24 protein-coding genes and 1 pseudogene are annotated in these 19,729 nt (G+C 35.1%); all 25 read right to left on the bottom strand.

Annotation, left to right across the window (positions count from 1 at the left end; translation table 11 throughout):
* Positions 1 to 154: 154 nt before the first annotated feature.
* The gene (locus ACQKKO_RS03515) at positions 155 to 1,372 is read right to left on the bottom strand and encodes an RNA-guided endonuclease InsQ/TnpB family protein (RefSeq protein WP_498644370.1); all 1,218 of its coding nucleotides are present in this window, start codon (positions 1,370 to 1,372) and stop codon (positions 155 to 157) included.
* Between the two features lie 130 nt (positions 1,373 to 1,502).
* Entirely contained in the window at positions 1,503 to 1,760 is a 258-nt protein-coding gene (locus ACQKKO_RS03520) for a helix-turn-helix domain-containing protein (RefSeq protein ID WP_498644372.1), read from the bottom strand.
* A 327-nt stretch (positions 1,761 to 2,087) separates the two neighbouring features.
* On the bottom strand, positions 2,088 to 2,435 hold the full coding sequence (locus ACQKKO_RS03525) for a hypothetical protein (RefSeq protein WP_498644374.1): 348 nt from the start codon (positions 2,433 to 2,435) through the stop codon (positions 2,088 to 2,090).
* A gap of 46 nt (positions 2,436 to 2,481) precedes the next feature.
* Positions 2,482 to 2,808: a hypothetical protein gene (locus tag ACQKKO_RS03530; protein WP_498644376.1), complete on the bottom strand. Its 327-nt coding sequence runs from the start codon at positions 2,806 to 2,808 to the stop codon at positions 2,482 to 2,484.
* 14 nt (positions 2,809 to 2,822) lie between these two features.
* Positions 2,823 to 3,437: a metallophosphoesterase gene (locus tag ACQKKO_RS03535; RefSeq protein WP_498644378.1), complete on the bottom strand. Its 615-nt coding sequence runs from the start codon at positions 3,435 to 3,437 to the stop codon at positions 2,823 to 2,825.
* A gap of 18 nt (positions 3,438 to 3,455) precedes the next feature.
* Complete coding sequence (locus tag ACQKKO_RS03540; protein WP_498644380.1) at positions 3,456 to 3,659, bottom strand: hypothetical protein; 204 nt, start codon at positions 3,657 to 3,659, stop codon at positions 3,456 to 3,458.
* Positions 3,660 to 3,996: 337 nt separating this feature from the next.
* Entirely contained in the window at positions 3,997 to 4,797 is an 801-nt protein-coding gene (locus ACQKKO_RS03545; protein ID WP_498644382.1) for a nucleotide modification associated domain-containing protein, read from the bottom strand.
* Positions 4,798 to 4,824: 27 nt separating this feature from the next.
* A complete protein-coding gene (locus tag ACQKKO_RS03550) occupies positions 4,825 to 5,628 on the bottom strand; it encodes a 3D domain-containing protein (RefSeq protein WP_498644384.1) in 804 nt (267 codons plus the stop codon).
* A gap of 33 nt (positions 5,629 to 5,661) precedes the next feature.
* Positions 5,662 to 6,129, bottom strand: a pseudogene (locus tag ACQKKO_RS03555) (DNA polymerase); the annotation flags it as partial.
* A gap of 241 nt (positions 6,130 to 6,370) precedes the next feature.
* The gene (locus ACQKKO_RS03560) at positions 6,371 to 8,056 is read right to left on the bottom strand and encodes a DNA polymerase (protein ID WP_498644386.1); all 1,686 of its coding nucleotides are present in this window, start codon (positions 8,054 to 8,056) and stop codon (positions 6,371 to 6,373) included.
* A gap of 180 nt (positions 8,057 to 8,236) precedes the next feature.
* Positions 8,237 to 9,904: a DHH family phosphoesterase gene (locus ACQKKO_RS03565; protein ID WP_498644388.1), complete on the bottom strand. Its 1,668-nt coding sequence runs from the start codon at positions 9,902 to 9,904 to the stop codon at positions 8,237 to 8,239.
* Between the two features lie 11 nt (positions 9,905 to 9,915).
* Positions 9,916 to 10,977 (bottom strand): DNA primase, encoded by a 1,062-nt coding sequence (locus ACQKKO_RS03570; protein ID WP_498644390.1) that lies wholly within the window; start codon positions 10,975 to 10,977, stop codon positions 9,916 to 9,918.
* A 20-nt stretch (positions 10,978 to 10,997) separates the two neighbouring features.
* Entirely contained in the window at positions 10,998 to 12,521 is a 1,524-nt protein-coding gene (locus ACQKKO_RS03575; RefSeq protein WP_498644392.1) for a replication protein, read from the bottom strand.
* A gap of 12 nt (positions 12,522 to 12,533) precedes the next feature.
* The gene (locus ACQKKO_RS03580) at positions 12,534 to 13,154 is read right to left on the bottom strand and encodes a YorH family phage-derived protein (protein WP_498644394.1); all 621 of its coding nucleotides are present in this window, start codon (positions 13,152 to 13,154) and stop codon (positions 12,534 to 12,536) included.
* Positions 13,155 to 13,209: 55 nt separating this feature from the next.
* On the bottom strand, positions 13,210 to 14,385 hold the full coding sequence (locus tag ACQKKO_RS03585) for an AAA family ATPase (protein ID WP_498644396.1): 1,176 nt from the start codon (positions 14,383 to 14,385) through the stop codon (positions 13,210 to 13,212).
* 89 nt (positions 14,386 to 14,474) lie between these two features.
* Entirely contained in the window at positions 14,475 to 15,809 is a 1,335-nt protein-coding gene (locus ACQKKO_RS03590) for a hypothetical protein (protein ID WP_498644398.1), read from the bottom strand.
* A gap of 162 nt (positions 15,810 to 15,971) precedes the next feature.
* On the bottom strand, positions 15,972 to 16,115 hold the full coding sequence (locus ACQKKO_RS03595) for a hypothetical protein (RefSeq protein ID WP_498644400.1): 144 nt from the start codon (positions 16,113 to 16,115) through the stop codon (positions 15,972 to 15,974).
* 38 nt (positions 16,116 to 16,153) lie between these two features.
* Positions 16,154 to 16,282, bottom strand: coding sequence for a hypothetical protein (locus ACQKKO_RS03600; protein WP_498644402.1), 129 nt, complete (start codon positions 16,280 to 16,282; stop codon positions 16,154 to 16,156).
* A gap of 36 nt (positions 16,283 to 16,318) precedes the next feature.
* On the bottom strand, positions 16,319 to 16,624 hold the full coding sequence (locus ACQKKO_RS03605) for a hypothetical protein (RefSeq protein WP_498644404.1): 306 nt from the start codon (positions 16,622 to 16,624) through the stop codon (positions 16,319 to 16,321).
* Positions 16,625 to 16,661: 37 nt separating this feature from the next.
* Entirely contained in the window at positions 16,662 to 16,820 is a 159-nt protein-coding gene (locus ACQKKO_RS03610; protein ID WP_498644406.1) for a hypothetical protein, read from the bottom strand.
* A gap of 366 nt (positions 16,821 to 17,186) precedes the next feature.
* Positions 17,187 to 17,585 carry a hypothetical protein gene (locus tag ACQKKO_RS03615; RefSeq protein WP_498644407.1) on the bottom strand — a complete coding sequence of 133 codons (399 nt, stop codon included), beginning with the start codon at positions 17,583 to 17,585 and terminating at the stop codon, positions 17,187 to 17,189.
* A 22-nt stretch (positions 17,586 to 17,607) separates the two neighbouring features.
* Positions 17,608 to 17,961, bottom strand: a complete 354-nt coding sequence (locus tag ACQKKO_RS03620; protein WP_498644408.1) for a hypothetical protein — start codon at positions 17,959 to 17,961, stop codon at positions 17,608 to 17,610.
* 400 nt (positions 17,962 to 18,361) lie between these two features.
* Entirely contained in the window at positions 18,362 to 18,586 is a 225-nt protein-coding gene (locus ACQKKO_RS03625; RefSeq protein WP_498644410.1) for a hypothetical protein, read from the bottom strand.
* Between the two features lie 354 nt (positions 18,587 to 18,940).
* Complete coding sequence (locus tag ACQKKO_RS03630; RefSeq protein WP_498644412.1) at positions 18,941 to 19,282, bottom strand: hypothetical protein; 342 nt, start codon at positions 19,280 to 19,282, stop codon at positions 18,941 to 18,943.
* A 1-nt stretch (position 19,283) separates the two neighbouring features.
* Positions 19,284 to 19,697 carry a YopX family protein gene (locus tag ACQKKO_RS03635; protein ID WP_498644414.1) on the bottom strand — a complete coding sequence of 138 codons (414 nt, stop codon included), beginning with the start codon at positions 19,695 to 19,697 and terminating at the stop codon, positions 19,284 to 19,286.
* Between the last annotated feature and the right edge of the window lie 32 nt (positions 19,698 to 19,729).

The following is a 19,729-nucleotide window of genomic DNA, read 5'->3' on the forward strand; positions in this document are numbered from 1 at the left end:
ACTACTGTCGCAGCTTATAACACTGGCCTCTAAAGGTGTTTCCTTTCCACCGAAGATGCTTTTACCGCCATATAGCCCTACATTAATTTCTTTAATAATTATCACTCCTTAAATGATAGAATTTATCGAAACTCAAATCGAATTTCGTTCAAGATTAAATTATATTAATAATCTTTGGATGTAAATCTACACCCTGTAACCCATCAAAAAACGCATTTGGGTATACCTTTCTGATAATGTTACCTGCTCCATTGATATCAGCATTTATGTAAGACCCACAACTGCTCTTATACAAACCTCTTTCTATGCGCTTTCCGCTAAAACCAACGTTCTTTCTCATCTCATCATTATCCAAGAAGCTTGCCTTACTCGTATAAGATTCCTCAGTTTTAATCAACCTAACTCCAACATCTCCTAGTTTATATTCAAGCTTGTTTAGAAACTTCAAATACGGGATCTGTACAAACGTTTGATTGCTCCTACCTAACTTCGCACCCTGTTTCCACCTCTCGTTATACCCAACGACTACAGTGTCAACCTGATGTTCAATACAGTAATTCACAATTCTTCTACTTGCTTGGTGCATGAAGTTCTCTAAAATGTTATTTCTCTTAGTTGTGAGTCTAGACATTTGATTAGTCCAGTCTTTGTTGTTTACCTTTTTAGCCGTTGATCTCAGTTTCGATAATTTTTTATTATAGTAGTTGTTTACTGCTTTAATCTTGTTTCCGTTGATTGCGAATGACTTGGCTCGGAAAGTATTTTGAACAGTTGCAAACCTACCTATCCCTAGATCGATACCTATAATCATATTATCTTGAGTCAATAGATTGTTGGCATTTTCTTGTCTATAAACAATTTCCATTAAATAGTTAGTACCTTGCTTTGTGAATCGAGTTTGCATATGTTTTTCTGTAACTTTTGTTTTTATTAAGCCATTATATTTTTTCAGAGGTTTGAATGAGAATTTCAGTTCTCCATCGATTATTTTGCTCTGATGATTCGTCAACACCCAAACAAACCGGCCGTCTCTTGATAGATACCTTGGTAGCTTTGGTCTAGAAGTATACTTTTCTTTATTTTTAGCCCAGTCTTTAATCCCTGCAAAAAATGATTTCCAATTCATCTCTAACAGTTTTAGTGTGTGTTGACCTGAGTTAGATCCGATACTTTTAAATGCTTCACTATGCTTAAGATTTTTCGTCAAGGTGTTGTAATTTATGTACTTTCCACTACAAATGAATTCTTGTCTAACGTGATAATTCCCAAGGTTGTATAGGTTTTTAGACTTGAAGCAGTACTCATCAATAACTTTATACATAGGATGACTCTTCTTAATCAAATGTCTTTCGACTCTATTTAAATAAATCACCTCCTCTAATTAATATTGTTTTATATTTTTATTTTTGATTCTCACAATAAAATAGTCATTTTAATAGGGTATTTAGGCTCTACAACCCCTATATATCAACGTTTTTCGCTTTATCCAAGTAAAGAATTAGCTATTCTCCTGGGCTTAATTCGATCATTGCCTTAATTACTTTCTCATATTTATCGACAGGAACTTCAACATCTCCCATTTCAATTCTGTTTATAGTTTTGACATCAACATTGCTTAGAGTAGCTACTTGATTCTGAGATAAGTCCTTATCAATTCTTAGTCTCAATACGGTTAAAGAGAGGCTTTCAATTTTTCGATCTACAACTAATCGACTTGTTTTCTTATCTATCTCTTCACATATAAAATCTATGCTTTTCATAAGTACCACCTTTGCTTTCTCGAATATATTAATCATTCCAATTCCTAACCACTATCCACGCTTCGCCAAACAATGCCAACAAGACTGTAACTGGATATAAACCCACCATCACTAACATCAACAAGAAGAATCCGTAATTATGTATAACTGATGTTAATGCAAACAAGAATATTGCTGCTAAAAGTGTAATTACTGCTAAGTGCCACATAAGATGCTTGAATTTGTATATTCATTACCACTCCTTTAATATAGTAAAGCGAAAAAGGTTGATGTACCAGTACTTACAAAACGCTAAATCTCGTTAAAACTCTTAATTTATCTAGTCACTCACTTAACGACTGAAACAAACTCTTCTTTCCTATATATAGTAATTAATATTCCGTCACGCTCACTCACTAAATCAATTTCTGATGGCAATTCTGGAGGACAGTGCCTTCGGTCATTTCTCAACCTAAGAACTCTACTATTATCTAATGTGTAATCTGAATGATAATCTAGATAGTCAACAAATCCTCGTGGCACTTTGTAATCAACCATGTAAAAATTCTTCATAATAGATTCTATCTCTTCAAAAGATAAATCTGAGTTGTAGTCATTAAATTGTTCTACAATATAACTTGAGGTCGTTTCAGAAAACTCATACTTCTCTTTCCCGGAATTAATTGTTAATTTCACGATAACACCTCTTAATAATTTTATATTTTTAATTAAAAACTATAATTTATCGTAACTTCTTACCTAAAATTCCTACTAGTAGTCCTCCATCTTTAGCAAATTCCACTGATACTATAGCCATGACTTTTAATTTGACAACATCACCAGTTAAATTAGAGCTTGTTTGATAGTCACTGTGTAGCTTAGGTACGTTAGCTCCATTTTCAACTTTAATATAAAACGTCTGATATGTTCGACCTTCGTCCATAAACTCAAAAGCATCCTCAATAATTTCTAAAGCCGTATCGATAATGTACGATGCCCCACCATCCTTGTCTTCGTCATACATATAAAGATCGTCTACTACTTCGGATATGTCTAATTGTTTGCCCATAAAATAATTCTCCTTTAAATTTTATATTTTAATTTTATAATCTCTTCTTTACGCTGCTCAATAATCCTCATTAAATGTTCTTGCTCAATCGGTACTCCAAATCCTACCTCACTCTCAATTAAAGGAGAATCGGCACCAACGTTAATCTGATTAATATTCTTACTTGGCTCACTGTGAATATGACCTGACACAGAAAATATCTTTGGCCTTAACCCAGCATCAAGTGGAAAGTGAGTTAGATATAAATGAATTCCGTTGATTTTCTTATGTATTCCCATAGGATGAATTTCTAGTTTAGGTTTACTGTTGAGTGTTTCACCATCAAGCAGCTTTAGAATCTTAGTCCACTTACTCTGAGAATCATGATTACCTTGGATTAGAATGATGTTGCCATTAAGACTCATTACTAACTCTGCAATTTCTCTTGGCTTACCGTAGAATGCAAAGTCTCCGAGGTCGTAGCATTCATCAGCCTGTGTAGCAGTCTCATTATGCCTGTTAATCAAATACTCATTCATCTCTTCTACTGTGTTAAAATGTCTGCGTGTTGGCTCAAACCCTTCTTCGCCACAAATTGACTTGTGCCAGAAGTGACGATCTGACGTGTAGTAAGTTTTTATATTTTTCACCTTCCTTCTTTAAATATATTATTGCTCTATCTTACAGATTCTTAAATTCTTGGGATCAACACCGCCTGCCAAGAACTTTTCAACTTCAGCTTTCGCCTCTTCAATAGTTTCGAATGTTTTCTTTGATGTTAACCACCCATGAATATAAACTTTGCTTCCATAATCACCTTCTGCTCTTTCTTTTCCTCTGTTATCAGTGTACTTTTGATAAATATAGCTCATAATCTCATCCCCCTTCATTGTAGTAAAGCATTAAACCTTGATAAATTAACGTTTCTGAACCCTTAAATCTCAATAAAACCGTTCTTTCAATGAAATTGTCTTTTGCTTACTCTTAGTATAAGCTAACCGTATGAAGATGTCTATATTTATTTTATATTTTTAAAAGTATTCATTATCGTCAATAGGATACTTAGCCAAAGTAATTGGCAGCAAGTAATTATTAATACGGCCATAATGAGCAAAAGTACGAAGCCTGAGTTGTCGTTATTAGAAAAATAGCTCCTATACACAGAGTATAAGAGCCAAGTTGTCATTAATGTTATTAGAGTTATGTATATCATTTATTAAGCTGTTTCTTTTTGTGCAATTCGACCAAGGCCATCGCACAATAATTGCATGCATCAAGAATTGTGTCTTCGATCTTCTCATCTTTGACCTGTGCATCGTTGCTAACAAGTTGCTCAAGTCTAGATAGCTTATCATTTAATCGAATGACTAGTGATAGCAAACCAAACTTATCAAACTGCACTCCGAATGAATTTCCATAGTCGGCATTTTTAGCCTTATAAATTTCGTGCATATCATCTAAAATTTCTTTATGTATCTGAGCGTCAGACTTGTCTTGTTTACTTAAACCTTCAACCAACTTGTCTGCTATCTTTCTAGCATCAATATTTTTATTTTTTGAATTTAAAACTAGTTCTTTCTCACTAAGTATTGTCATTGCCGCATTTCCAGCCCAGTCACCCAACTTAACCTTTGGTTCAAACTTAGCTCTAAACTTTTCAGCATATAGATGATTATAATTAACCACTGCCATACTTCCGTCATCTTGAAATTGGATCTCGGCTTGCTCATTTACCCAATCAATCATGATAATAGCTACTTTATGACCATTATAGTAACAAAGTTCTTCATTGATTAAACGCAAACCATTAGTACCATCTGGTAGAGCTTTAAGTTCATCTTCTCTTAGTTTTACTGTTTCGCCATTAACTAATGTAACCAGATACTCATATGTCTTGTTTACTCTTTGCTCCATAACACGTCCATTTAAATCTGCAATCTCAGAACGAACTGTTTCTGGTGTGCGTAAAACTAATACATGCTGACGAGTATTAAATTTAAACTTATTCAAAGACATCATCCTCTTATTATATTTTTATTATTTAATTACAACTTCTAAACTCTGCATTCCCAATTTCCTTGCTTCACTCACGCTATCTATATAAACATCCAACCTACCCTCTACGATGTCTGCTCCTCTGTCTTGGCAAGTATAGGTGTTGTCAAACTTAGGTATGTAAACTTGTGTTCCAAACTCCATACTTGGTGGGCAAGCTAACGTTGTTCCTTGCGACACTATTGCACCTGATGCTGTGATTCCATAAGCTGGATGTCCTTTTGATTTACCAGTCGATTCGGCATTAGCTGTAAACCAAGTTACAACCATTGTTCGCTTATCTCCTGATGCGCCACTCCCACTACTCTCAACTATCTCACCGCTTACTTTTGGCTCATCACTCCCATCCATCTCATCATTAAAATTTGAATTTTTATCTTTTTCTTTCTTTAACTCTGTTTCCAAATTCGACTTATCATTTTTTAGCTGCTCATTTTTATCTTTCTTCTCTTCAAGCTTAGATTCTAATTCTTCAATCTTCATTTCCAACTCATCAGTATTGCTTACAAGTTGCTCAGACTCCTTAGATAAAGAAATATAGGAGTCATTGGCTGCGACTAGGTCATTAACAAGCTCTTCATTCTCTAATTGGTAATGAATTACCTCTTTTTCCAATTCAGTCTGATTTTCGGTCAATTCGACCACTTCTCGATGCTGACCCACATTAAGCAAAATTGAAAAGCCTAATGTATCAAGGGTTACAGCGCCTATAATTCTCGTTAAAATTGTCTTTTTATCCGGTGAGGTGAAATTCCATTTTTCTTTTATTTTTTGAGTTAAACCCAACAAATCATCCCAATCCATTTTATATTTTATGTATTAAGCAATCTCCGCTTCATATTTTTCTGCCCAGTTCGTATCAGTAATCTCTAGATCGACTACAACAGGCACTTTCATCCATTCCACAGTCTCCATGATTTCTTTTATACGAGGATATATCCACTCTTCTCCTTGATAGACAGAGAATTGTAATTCATCGTGAATATTGGCCAGTGCTTTAGTTGAAACTTTAAGTTCTCTTAAATCATTATTAATCTTGATTAAATAGCTCTTCAACTCATCTGCGCACGAGCCTTGAACATTGTAATTTCCTAACTTATAAGCCTTTTCAGTGTTCGAAAGATAATAAACTCTTCCACACATATTTGTCACATGAAAAGTACTTTCTACTTTTTTAACTACTTCTTTTTGATAATGAGACACTTCAGGGAAGGTATTTGACCAACCCGTTACAAGTGCATTTGCGACAACCATGTCAATTTCCAATGCTTCGGATGCTTTTCTTGCTCCTCCACCGTAGTTCGCTTATGTTCGCAATAACTCGCTAAGTTATCACCGTCTGTTAAGACTGCTCATAGTTTCCTATGACGGCCAGACTATATCACGATGCTTTGTATAGATCAGCATCCCACCCGTTTCGGCTACCCATCGCTTGCAGCCTACGTCTTTCGACTAGTCGTTGCACCTTACCTTCTTCAAGGTCTTGGCTCATGATTACCCTCGACTTTACGTTAGGGCTTCCCGTGAATTAAAGTGGTTTTACATGCGCTAATCTATAACGCATGAAGTTAAACATTTTACCTATGTATCTCCAGTATTTCTTAAACGACTTCTCATCGATGCTGGACTTAGTTTTGTGAGTGTATTTTTTATATTTAATTTCACATTCATAACCTAGTGCCAATAAAGTGTTATGAGAAGTTTCACTATGTACATCTGTAGGAGTCCATCGTTCTCCATCTTCTTTTACCCAAGCAGAATTCCCATCTTCGTCTTTCTCTGACCATCTACCTCTGTCTTCGACGGATTCAAATTTATATATTTCACCGGTCTTATAATGAGTGCACTCAAACGGCATATATGCACGACAGAGGTTTTTATCAGGTCTTCCTAAAAGGATAGTGTAATTCGCTTGTACTCGAAGTTCTATTTGGCTTAAATCAAAGTAAGCAATCTTATCGTATTTTCCACCTTCAGGAATGAACGCTCTTCTAGGAAAGAAAATCTCTAGCTCTCTGTCTGCAGATCCTTCACCGTGTTCTTTCTCGTAAGCCTCTCCTTCCTCTGTTAATATTCTTTCTTTAGGGAATTGCTGTGCATCAGAGCCTAGCCGTCCCGAAACAGTGTTAAACTGCATGTATTGAGTGTAGAAATGTCCATCATACTCGGCCACTTCTCTAATTCTTGATATATAAGTAGATTGCCATTTTTCTAATCTTCTTAAGCGAGTGATTATCTGTGCTACTCTATCAGTATCGATATGCTTCTTTAAAAAAGCTTTATCAGTTGCAGCAGGTCTTTGACCAAGTTTCTCCTCAAAGTAATCTTGAAGTACAGTTCCTTGTGAGGCTGTGAAAAAACGACCTGATACCTTCCATAATTCTTCATAAAGTCTCTGTATCTCTGTATCACATGTTATAAAACAAGCATTTAAGTAATCCATATCTACTTTCATTCCAACTCGCTCCATGCGAAGTAGTTCCATAATTAACTCGTTTTCTTGCTGTAAAATACCTGTCTGTTTTCTTTTCAACACAGTTGGATATGTTAACTCAGCAACTTCTAAAGTGTAGATTCCATCACTATGTACGTATTCGATCATAATATCTTTATCTACCTCTGAGTAATTGGCAAAAGGGTACTCATCCATCCAATTAAAGTACATTTCTTCAATCTCTTTAGGAACTTCTAACCATCTCTGTTTTCTTTCTTTAGTAAAGTAGTCCATTTCATTACGTTGCTTAACTTTATAAGCATCTTTTAGCTTAGTCATTGTCCAACCAGCAGCCTTCAGTTTCTGTAATAAAACTTTTCTCTTTAAGTTGTTAATTCTGCCTAACTCTTTTTTTACTTCCTTCTCAAACTCACCAGCTCTTGGATCTATGTATTTCACCGATACTTTCTTAAGTCCTAGAAAGTCTCCTCCATCCCTAGCCGAAACCGCATCAAATGATAAGCGGCAAAGACCCATAGTGTCGACAACGTTCTTTAAACTATAAACAGTATTCTCCTTTACCCCTCCGTTGATTACCATGTGTAGATCATACTTAACATTGTGACCCACAAAAAGATTAACCGTTGAAGCCAAGCCGACTATCTCAGTTAGAAAATCAGCATCATGTGGGAAAGCATAAACTCTACCCTTAACTTTTTCTGTCCGTTCATTCCTGTTAAGCTGCCAACCAAATACCCACATGAAAGGTCTGTCTTTCAAAATGTGTAACCCTGTTGTCTCTGAATCTAGAACGCATATCTTGGGCTTATCCTTGTTAAAGGCTTTCTTAATGTCATCGATACCTGTAACCCAATATTTTTCATATTTCTTTGTAACTTCAGTCTCTAACTTAGGAGAGATTAATATCTAAGTTTCCTCCCTTCATACTAATTTATATTTTTAGAATAAGTATCTATCTTTGATGATTAACTTATCAATAACAATCTGATTTTCAACATTTCCGTTCCATTTGTTAAATCTAAATTTACACAGTATATCGACTAAGTAGTTTTCATACTCGTTCAATTCTTCTTTTTCCTCTTTCTTGATAGTCTTTTTGATAAAGGTATGTTCCCCCACACTAAACTTCATAGTGTTTTTATATTTGCCAAGGTAGTCAACTTCGACCAACGGTAAATTTATATCTGTGATTAAGAAGGTAGGCTCTTCAGCACCGTGACACCAAGAGTCCTCAAGCTCTGCAACACTACTTATCATGTGAGGATAAAGAGAATCAAAAGGTATAATGAAATCAACTTCTTCACCTTTCTTACCTTCTGTTACATCACTCATCAATTCATCGTTAAGCTCTTTTGCCTTTTCCTTAGTGATCTTTACACCAAATGCGTTAGCGTGACCTTGGCACATTTCAAACTTTCCTGTGTTTAATAAGTGTTTCTTAAAATCAACAATATCTGTTCCAAATCCTCTACCTGATCCTGATAAGACCCCTTCATTTTCACTCAATATGAGAACTGGTTTCTTATAATCTTCTCTAATCATATTACCTGCTACTCCAACAATGTTTTTATATTCTTTATTGTCGTGAGTCACCATAATAAATTTTCCAGTATCGAGACCATTAGTTTCAATTTTATCTTTGAGAATACCCATGAACTTATCTCTCATACGAACTTGTTTGGCTCGGATATTGCTTAACCTTCTCGCTAAAGAATCATTTAGACTCTCATTTATATCTTTCTTCTTGTAGTAAACCTCTTCTTCTGATCCTAATAAGGCTCTCATAACTTCTTGTTTCTCTTCCTGAGTGCCAATTCGAATCGCTGCATTAATCATCGGTGATATATTAAATGATATTGCAGTAAAATTCATCTTACCTTCCATAGAGAAGGACTGTTTTTCGATTAATGTTTTAATAAATTCATTATGTATTTCTTTTAATCCCTCTACTGCATAAAACCTTGTTTCAGGCTCCCTCATATCCATCATGTCTGCTATATTACCTATTGCTGCTAAGTCCCAATACTTTCTCGAAAGACTTATACCTAAATGTTCATCCACTGCTTCACAAAATTTCAGCACTACGCCTGCACCTGACAGGTTCTTGTTAGTGTAGAGCGGTGAAAGCTGATTATTAACCACTAGCGCATCATCCGATTCCTTATCAGCTTCATGGTGATCTAAAACTAACACATCAATTCCCATATCTTTTAAAGCCTTATGTATTTCATAATCAGATGAACCACTGTCTGGAGCAATAACTAATCCTACATCTGTTGGGATTTCTTCAAGTATCAAACCGTGTTCTTTACCTTCTTGTAACCTCCAAACTATAACCACATCAGGAAACACTTCTTCAAGATAATTTATCAGTATTGCAGATGATGTATACCCGTCTAAGTCAGAATCCACCTGTATAAATATCTTAGTGCCATTTTTAATATGTTTCAGAACTAAAGAAACAGCTTCTTTTATATTTCTAAGTAATGACCAATGAAGAACACTGTCTTGAGACGGGTTAGTGAATAAGTCTAGATTATTAATCCCCCTATCACTCAACACCTCTTCTAATAGATCATTATAATTTTCATTTTTGGCTACGTACATGCATCCACACCTTACATTTTAAATTTGTAATCGCTATAAAGCTTCCTAAATACTTCTTTACCTCTATCTACAGGTGAATCCTTTTCTCCAGTAAGCAGATTACCTTTATCGAAGATGATTTCTACCTGTCTGTTTTTAAAGGGTTTAAGCTGCTCTTTTATAAATGCAACGTCCTTATCTTTATCCCATGCAAACACTAGTTTGACTCCAAAGCCTAGAGATTTTATTAACTCGATTTGAGAATAAGTTAATTGATCCCCTTCTACACTTACACTATTTCTGATTCCCCACTGGTCGAGAAACATCGTTGACTTGCCGCCCTCGACAACGATTATCTCATTCTTCTCTTTTATATATTTGTAAGCTCTATGAAAATTAAAGAGTTCTAAAGACTTATTACATGGTTGCAGATAGATGTATTTAACATCTTTCAATGTCTTTTCGTTTGTCCCAACATACCTGCCTTTAACTCCGATCAGATTCCCTTCAGAATCATGTATAGGAAAGATGATTCTCTCACTTCTTACATCAAAACCTACACCAAACCTTTTTTGTGTTTCAATTGTTAGACCTTCCTCTAGCCATTTGATATGTGGTGCGATATCATACCTAGACAAAGCTGAAACTGGTAAAATCTCATTCTTTAGCTGCTGAGTATTTTTCTTCTTAAATGACTTTAACCATTGTGTTTCTTTGTTTATCCTTGCTGGGGCATCATTTGATGTAACCCTGTAAAACTCATCTATGTATTCGTAGTAATTGAATTCTTTACAAATCCAAAACTTACTTTTGTTTAAGTTTGAAAGCCTCTCTTCTTTAGTCTCCGCTTCATACAGTATGTAAGCTACTAAATCAAAAATATCTCCTTGAATTCCTCTTGATCTAACTGCAGTACTTAAGTATTCGTTGTTCTTAATTTGTATAGAACGCTTATTGTCTCCATCCGGTAAGGCACAAACAATTAAGTTACCGCCTTGCTCTGTATCATATCCCCAACAATCTAACTTCTCTAAGAGTTCTTCAATACGTTCTTCTTCATATAACCTCTTTTTTATCAATAGTAATTCTGACAAATAAGCCTCACCGAACCTCTCTATTCTCCATATCGAGGAACTTTAACTAAAGCTACCTCCTTAAACTGGTTAATTTCATAGTTTGCTTCAAATATAATTTGTTCGTCTTCGCTACCAAAACGATTCTTAGATAGGAATAGTATGAGGTATCGTTTGTCTGAATTTAATCTGTATGGCTTTGTAATCCAGTTGCCGTCAAACTCATCTTTAACGTAGTTGTAAGGCTCAAGCATATACTTAGATTTCTTTTGCCCTTCTTTTAAATCATTGTATTCATCATCGAACATCAATCTTCCCATCATTACAACAGAAGCTACTTCAACAATCTCCATACTCTTACCGATGCTGTCTAAGTCCAAAAACCTTGTCTCTTTACCTAACTTTAACTGAACAGTTGCCAAGGTTCCTACATTATAGTTATCTTCTTTAATCACGTCATTAAGATCTTGTGCGTTATTAGAGAAGGCTTCCCATCGTGCAAGTTCATTCTTTGATCTATCCGGTTTAAATGTATCAATAATCAACTTCTTGTAACCTTTTGGTCTGTACAATTCAATTCGGTTCAAAATATCTTCAAAACGATACTTCTTTAATTCAAAAACTTTAATTAGGCCTTTACCATTTTCTACTGCCCAATCCTTTGCTGCGTTTAATTTATCTAGCATAGGTTGATCAAAGTTGCCTTCGAATAATTTTTCCCTGTTAATAAGCTTCTTTAGTATCTTGGAAGAGATAGTAGCTAATAGTAGTGTTCTCCACTTCTTCACAGACTCCTCATTGATTGCCAACATAGCTTTCTCGCCATTCTCGAATAAACCAAGAATGAATTTTTCCATTGCTATTGAGCTTTTTCCTCCACCTGACGAGAGTACTAAGTAGTAAAGCGCCCCGTCTTTCCATCCCTTAATTTTGCGGTTAAGTATAGGAGAGTCGTGCAATGGCATACCCATCGATTCTCCAGAATTAAGGTCTTCAATTGTCCCTTCTAAGTCATCGGCAAGATCATGTTCAATAACGTCCCCAGAGTTTATGTTAATGAACGCTTCTTTAAATCTGAGTTGTAAGAAAACCTGTAACTGTTTAAGGGTCATTTGGCATAACTTAGTGATTAAACCTTTGTCTTGAACGTCTATAAGAGAGAATAGCTGAAGATTTCTTAGACTTTCATATTTCTGAATTTCGCTAAAGTGGTATTCATCATTGGATGTATCATTTTGGCAAGCAGCTATTACTTCTTCAATTGCAGAATAACCGCCATTATCATTGTAAGATTCAAAGTAGCTTTTCTTATTCTTTTCTGTCGGCCTGTTAACAATAAAGGAGTATGTGGTTTTTTCATCAAACTCTCTAATACCGTTATCGAACATTTGCTGTCCAATTACAAAGAAAAAATACCATATATTCTTAGTGAATGTTTCTCTAGTAATATTGTGGTGCTTATATTTAGAATAGTTACTTGGGTTTGACCATAAGAACCCGATTAGTAATGTTTCATGTAAGTACGATGGATCAATGAATTGATCTATATATTCTTGCTTTGCCAATGGCATACCCCCTTAGAGAAAGTCGGAAATGTCTAACTCATCCTTTTTCTTTTTAGCTCTTTCATTTGTTTTCTTTACAACAATTTCTTCAGATAGTGCTTCTTTCTTTCTCACTGACATTTGTTCCTTATGTTTTTCTTCGTTTCGTTTAACAGCTCTTTGATTAATTAAAGCATCGTTCACTTTACTGCTCATAATGCCGAAGCAATAAGAAAACTCGTTCCATTTCTTCTCGAATCTCATTGACCTCATAGCGTAGTTAATCTGACTTTGTTGACCTTTATAAGATTCAAGCATAATTGCAAATGGAATTCCTTCTTTATACCGTTTAACCTTTTTACCGTTATATTTCACGGTTCCATTTCTTAGGTCTTGAATCTTCTCCATCATTCTTCCATCCAGAGCTTTTAAATCATGAACTTCTAATAGATGAGTATATAGTTCATCTAAATCCACTAGCTCTTGCTTCTTAAACTCTTTATCCTTCAAAACCTCTTCATAGCACAAAGGATGGTAGTATGTATTCGTTATAGCGTAAGTACCGTCTTTTTTCTTCCTTGTAGTCTCTTTAGACTCAACTTTCATTGTTTCTTTTTTACTTTTCTTCTCACACCATTTACATTTTACAAGCAATAGCATCACCTTTCTTAAAGAGTAAGGGAGCTTTTACACTCCCTAGTAACTTTAATTATTCGCCTTCAATACCTAATACTTCTTGGCAAGCTAAAAGTGCTTTCTTCAACTCCTCTGCATTGCCCTTATGTTGTTTGTAGTTCTTTTCACCAAATAGAGCATCAAACTTATTTGCAACTTCTTTTTTCTGATCAGCAGTCATTTTAGTAACTAACTCGCCAATCTCTGCAAAAATACCATCTGGTGAATTTTCTTTTAGCTCTTGCTCCTCTGCGAATACTTTAGCTTTCTCATCTTTCTCTTCTGTTTGTTCAGTTTTAAGCTCTTCAACTGATTTTTTAGTCTTCTTAAGTTGTCCTTTTACAGCTTCTTCAAAAACTTTAAGGTAGTTTTCTGCGCTATAATCAACTTTTTCAGGAAGATCTGTAAATCTTCCTCCTGCAATAGAGATATACTCAGAAGGTCTAAAATACATAACAGGTCTAGTCTCGTGGAAGTTCGTCGCAACGTCACGTTTCTTCTTGTCTTTTGCATTCTCTTCTAACTCATTACCTGACTTATCCATCACCACAACTTCATTGAATAGGCAGCAGATAAAGTGAGCTTGTGATTCGAAAACCTTTTTAGCCGTGGCAGACATCATCAACTCTATTGAGTTGTACATCATTCCACTATATGTAGTAGTTTGTTTTTCCTTCGTCCAAGCAAGTGACATAATACCGTAGCCGGCATTCTTCAAAGCATCAAAAGGACGTTTCAACTCGTCGTATAAAGCCACCCATCCGTTTTCACTGATGTTCTTATCGTCAGCAAACTCTTGAAGAGAAGTAAACTTACGTCCATATTTTTGCCCTCTGTCATGGAGAATCCATGCTGTTGCTGCGTCAATTGCTCGGTCTGCTGTATCAATTCCAAGTAATTTTACTTTACGCCCCTCTTTAGCCTCTTGAACAAGTCCTTTTGTAATTTCCTTTTTAAAGTAGTCCCACACCCTCCATAGAGTTTCATCTGACCCTTCTTCATGGACAGGGATAATATTTTCAAGTTCCCAAGTCTCGTAGCCGGCTTCAAAAGCAATCAAAAGTGCCTCTTCGGGATCGTCGTAATGCAACTCTACGACTTCCTTCCACAAGCGAGTTTTACCTGTTTTATAACTTCCCACTACTAATGAGTTGATACTGTCTAAGGCTACTTTTGGTTGATTTTTCTTTACTTTTTTACGAAATGACATTAATGGCATCGCTCCAATTTTATATTTTTTTTTATTAATTAAAGGGTAGGGAGCTTTAGCCCCCTGTTATGTATTTCTAATTCAGCACTTTAAAAAGGGAGATCGTCATCATTAATTTCGGTACTTGCAAACGGGTCACTTGGTGGCGTAACTACCTCAGCAGTAATTTCTTCTTCTGTTAGTAGCCCACGTTGGAAAGTGCCAGTTAGGTATGATAAGACTTCCAGACCTTTTTTTGTTCCAGTGTTAATACGTTCAAAATTCACTTCACGTTCTCCTACATCTTCGAACGGATTATCTTCTTCATCCGCAACTTCAACAAGTCCAAAAGTAGCTCTGTTATTGTCAATTCCTTTTACTTTTAAAAAGTCTAGTCGGCTCAAACGTGCAAAAGCATCAGCAAATGGAGTTTTTCCTTCTTCTGCTTCCTTGTAGTAAACGATCATTTCTAAATCATTAGGTTGGCTGCGTTCTTTTCCATAAGAAAGGAACACTCCATTAATAGTGGTATCCTTTGTATTCTCATCTTGGTAAGTGCTACGAATACCAACTTGCATTTCAAAAGTGTTAACCTCAAAGAAATCTTCACTGCGGAAATCTCTAACATATGTATAAGTTTCACGCTTACCGTTGTTTTGGATCATGATTTCGCTATCTAAGTTGTTTTTAATTGCCACTGATCCTTCTTCTACTGTACCATCTGTATAAGTAAACTCTTTTCTAGGAGACTCATTACCATCCTCATCGAGTTTACTTAGATAAAGCTTTCCTCCACCTTCAGGATTTAGGTATCCTACTTTAATGGTGGCAGTATCCTTATCAGCTTTACCGTAACCAAGCTGCAGTCCGTCTTTTTCTTGATTATGTACAACGAATGTATCCTTATCTTTAGTACCTGTAATAATAACTTCGCCATTCTTTAAAGGGTATACATCATTGATGATACGCTTCCGCATATTGATTGTTTCTCCGTCTTCATTAGTAAAAGAAGAGAACTCATAAGATCCTCGTACATCTACCCAAATTCCTTCTTCAATCCAATCACCTAAGTCGCTTGCTTTATCCCATTCCTGTGCAATTAAGTGGTATGATTCGTCTGGGTAAGCTTTTTTATCAAAACGGCTTTCCCATGCCACAGGTCGTGCGTTGCCGGCTGTTCGGCTATATACATAAACTTCAGGTTTTTCCATCCCTGCAAGCTCAACTTTTAATTCGTTTCGCTCTGCAGTTTCAACGTTAAACTGAAGGATTCGTCTGTCTTTATTAGTTCGTGTTTTCTTCGTAGAGTAGAAAGGTACATCAACCCAGCTATCCGTTGCATCGTCTTTTGTTCGTACAGGATTTACTTTGCCGATGAAGCGGAATGTATTGCTGAATTCTTTACCTTCGTGCTTTTTATTAAGTTTAATTGGGGCTTTTGCCATATATTTAACCGTCTCCTTTTATCTCATATAACTATATTTTATATTTTTAATGATAAATCGTGTTTTAAAGCTTGTTCTTTAAAACATTAATTTTATACAGTAATTCGGGACTTGTAACCCTTATGTAGCAAGGTATTTCGCTTTAGTTAAGTGAAGAGATGCTTAAATCTCGTAATAATCACCGATACTTAAGTCCTCGCACTCTTCATTTATTAATTGCACACATTCTTCTACATTTTTGGGATGATTTGTTGAGAAACCAATATTAACTTTATCGTCTTCTAAATAACACTTAAATACATCCACAGTCTCCTAACCCCCTATATTTTATATTTTCATTTAAATTACTTCAACCCTACATAGCGACTCATCACCTCACTCACCTTCACACTTGGAAAATTACGTTCGGCCTGTTTTACTAGCAGCGACTTCTCATAGTCACTAAGAGTATTCCAGCTTTGTTTTGCGCTCATTGTACTCACCTCCTTAAGTTGATAAAGCAATTGCATTTAAGTCCAAAGCTTTTCTAGATTATGTGATAACCACTGGAAATAAGTCATATCATCCTCAATGCTTTTTAATCCTCTGTAAAGTGGTGAGCTGTAGCCATGCTTGTCTTCCTCTTCTATTAAAGCGTCGAGGAATCTATTTGCTACTAGTCTCAAATCTGTTAAGTCTGGATTACTACTATCTTTAAACCTAGTCCATATGTGGTTTCTAATATTCTCAGTGGCAATCTTATCATCGGCATCATCAACACCCCAACATTCAGCTAGTTCGTGCCAATCAAATCCTTTAAACTGATATACGCTCACCCAAACACCTACATTCATGTTTTATATTTTTAATTTACTATTCAAATGAAACAAGATGTCCTTTTGACAATTCAATCATTTGTACTCTGCTCACAATCAAACCTTCGTGACCAAAACGGTTCTTTGTAATTTGAAACTGACCATCATTTAATGCTTTAAATACATAGTTGGCTTGTTCTCTAATAGTACTTGTCATGTGCTTCCACCTCCTCATTTATGGTACTAATTGAATATAACACACGATTTATCGAGTTGTCTATATTTATTTTATATTTTTAATTAAACTTTTCTCGTTATTAGAAAATACTTATTCGGTGTTCCGATATAGTAACCGCTTGTGTTTCGTTCAAAATAGAAATACGGCTGCCTAATAAACCAACTAATATATTTCCACTGATGATTATAATTAAAAATAAAACGATGATTCTTTACCAGTTTTCCTCTAAACCAAAACATCATTTTATCATGCTGCTTAAACAAAATCACATTCTTGAATAACCGGTATACGGTATGATTCTTATGTACGTATTTATCTATTTTAATGTTATCCACCTCGCCCTAATTAATCTTCAAACAACTCTTCGACAGTCATCGCTTTCTTACCCTTAGCTGCTTCAATGGCCTCATCAACTAACTTTTGCCAAGCCAAAGGGATCTGACTCTTCCTATGTATGAATTCCTCTAGCATTGCTTGACAATCATATCCTTCTTCAATCAAATCTTTAAGAATTAGATCAGAAAACTCCATATTGTTAGAACCACTAAGGTATTCAATCGGTACATCTGCTGAAAGTCTTTTGTTAATTTCATGCTGCAGATCGCACATATCCGAATTAGATAGTGTTTGGTCGCTAATGATGTGTCCGTTATTATTGATTAGTTGCAAAACAAGCTTTCCTTCATATTCAAAAATCTCCACGGTGTCTCCAGTTCTTAAAGTTACTGAAAACTCATTGCTCATATGATTACCCCCTTCATAAATACTAGTTATAAACAATGTCTTTTAAATCAAAAATATCTTCAACGTTTCCACCATATCTTAGAGAAATTTTCAGATCAGACATATCTTTCGGTGGATTGTTAAAATCCTTAAGACATTGCTCAATATCTTCTTGTTTAGTATAATTATAAGGATTAAAAGTTCTGTCATTGGGGCCGCAAAACCCTTTATCTATATCAATAATAGTGTAAGATTTTCTGTCAGTCTCAGATGTAGCTACAATAAAATTCCCTTTCTTGCCCCTAACAATGAATGTTTCATTGTCATGCATGAATACAATCTCACTTCCTACTTTTAACCTATTAAGCTTTCTTTGAACTTGTTTAAGATTACGCATAAATTAAATCACCCTTTTTTTTATATTTTTAAGTGTGCTAGAGAGCATTTTGAACAATATCTCAATCACCACTTATAACTAGTGTCATTTCCATTTCCAACAGTCATTTAAACCTTATTACTTCTGCAATTATCACAGTCGCATTTTTCAATTTGCTTCCACCAAGGATTTGTGACTAATATGTATTCATAAACAAAGACTCCAATTATAGCTGCAATAAAGTATTGCCCATTGAAAACTAATGAAACTAATGCGAAGATGCCTAACAGGATCATGAGACTATCCCATGTACGTTCATACCACGGTATTATTATTATCACCTCCCTCATACTCTCATATGCTTCCATTTACTCCGTTTTTCAACACCTATTTTGCTATAAAATGTAGTTTTTATTTTGAGTTAGACTTGAAACCCTTCTTGGTATTTAGTCTCAACTTTTTCACCAGCAATACCCATACTATTGCGACTCTCTTTACATTCGTCACATTTTATACTTGGCACAACATTATCATGAAAATGACGGTCATCATACCCATCACTCTTTTTCTGATATGAGCACCCTTCACATTCATATAATGCAGTGAAGTCTCTTCTATGTTGATTGATTATCTTAATAATCTTCATACAAACACCTCATTTGGTTTTAAATTTATTAATTACGGCAACAACTTCATCAATATAAGGTTCATCTGTATTCAGAACAATGTAAGAGTTATTTTTATCTTTACTCTTTCTCCTAGTCTTCTTAATCTCATCTAAAGCAGTATAAAAATTATAGCGAGTAATCGAATCGCTTTTTTCTAAATATTTATTTTCAATCACTGTAAAAACATTTTTATATCCTTTTATACCCTTGATAACAAATCCCTCCTATTCATTTATTCCTTTAATTTTATGCTGCAAAGTATTAAGCCCTTGCCTTAACCCGTCTTTGAATCCAACATTATATGCTTCATGTTTTACAATGTTTTAAACGACTTATATTTTTATTGCCACTAACCCTTTTAACTCAATTTCCATTGTATTAATAACAAATATCATTCCTTTTATGTATGCTTCGACTTGATGATCATCTGTTTTGCAGCTATCATATGATGCTAATTTATTGACTAATGCTTCTATTTTCTCATCGTCTGAAAGTTTTACTTCATAGCCGATATAGATTGCTCTAGCTATCTCAGCTAATGATAGTTGCTCTAGCCCATTCAATAACTGATTATCAACAACCATTCTATTCATGAAATCGTCTTTGTTAAAACCTTGCATAGCGTTTCTCAATGACTCACTTTGACCTTTGGTTAAAATAATCTTTTGATTCAAGTTAATTTGCCTCCAGTAAATGAGGATGTGTATGAATATTGCCTAAGACCTTGTGAGTTGGTACCTTATTAAACACATCTTCAACCAGTTGACGCTTCTCATTGAAGATAAAATACCGACCATCTAAAAAGGTCACAATACCTATGAACGGCTCTTCATTAAACACTGGATCTAATTCGACTCTAATAAGATCTCCTTCATATATTCTGTTACCGTCAATGCATTTTGAACCAGTGTATTGCCCTTGTGTACCTCCTGTGATGTGCCACATTGTTCCGTTTTCGATAATGATGTCATGAATACGAGCATCCCCTAGACTAATTGTTTCTTCGGTTAATTTCGTTTTAGCGTAATAGCCATACTTCCACTCTTTCGTATCATGTGTCAATCCTCTAAATTCAATTTCCCTTTTCATATCTATTTCTCCTTTTATATTTATATTTTTAT

The sequence above is a fragment of the Alkalihalobacillus sp. NPDC127517 genome (assembly GCF_050276055.1).
In the GTDB taxonomy this organism is placed as follows: domain Bacteria; phylum Bacillota; class Bacilli; order Bacillales; family Bacillaceae_D; genus Alkalicoccobacillus.

Bases quoted from the DNA above. Each gene is read 5' to 3' on its own strand.
- ACQKKO_RS03600 (WP_498644402.1), bottom strand. From the start codon at position 16,282: ATGAGCGCAAAACAAAGCTGGAATACTCTTAGTGACTATGAGAAGTCG.
- ACQKKO_RS03590 (WP_498644398.1), bottom strand. From the start codon at position 15,809: ATGGCAAAAGCCCCAATTAAACTTAATAAAAAGCACGAAGGTAAAGAA.
- ACQKKO_RS03520 (WP_498644372.1), bottom strand. From the start codon at position 1,760: ATGAAAAGCATAGATTTTATATGTGAAGAGATAGATAAGAAAACAAGT.
- ACQKKO_RS03565 (WP_498644388.1), bottom strand. From the start codon at position 9,904: ATGTACGTAGCCAAAAATGAAAATTATAATGATCTATTAGAAGAGGTG.
- ACQKKO_RS03620 (WP_498644408.1), bottom strand. From the start codon at position 17,961: ATGCGTAATCTTAAACAAGTTCAAAGAAAGCTTAATAGGTTAAAAGTA.
- ACQKKO_RS03625 (WP_498644410.1), bottom strand. From the start codon at position 18,586: ATGAAGATTATTAAGATAATCAATCAACATAGAAGAGACTTCACTGCA.
- ACQKKO_RS03530 (WP_498644376.1), bottom strand. From the start codon at position 2,808: ATGGGCAAACAATTAGACATATCCGAAGTAGTAGACGATCTTTATATG.
- ACQKKO_RS03615 (WP_498644407.1), bottom strand. From the start codon at position 17,585: ATGAGCAATGAGTTTTCAGTAACTTTAAGAACTGGAGACACCGTGGAG.
- ACQKKO_RS03540 (WP_498644380.1), bottom strand. From the start codon at position 3,659: ATGAGCTATATTTATCAAAAGTACACTGATAACAGAGGAAAAGAAAGA.
- ACQKKO_RS03635 (WP_498644414.1), bottom strand. From the start codon at position 19,697: ATGAAAAGGGAAATTGAATTTAGAGGATTGACACATGATACGAAAGAG.
- ACQKKO_RS03585 (WP_498644396.1), bottom strand. From the start codon at position 14,385: ATGTCATTTCGTAAAAAAGTAAAGAAAAATCAACCAAAAGTAGCCTTA.
- ACQKKO_RS03610 (WP_498644406.1), bottom strand. From the start codon at position 16,820: ATGACAAGTACTATTAGAGAACAAGCCAACTATGTATTTAAAGCATTA.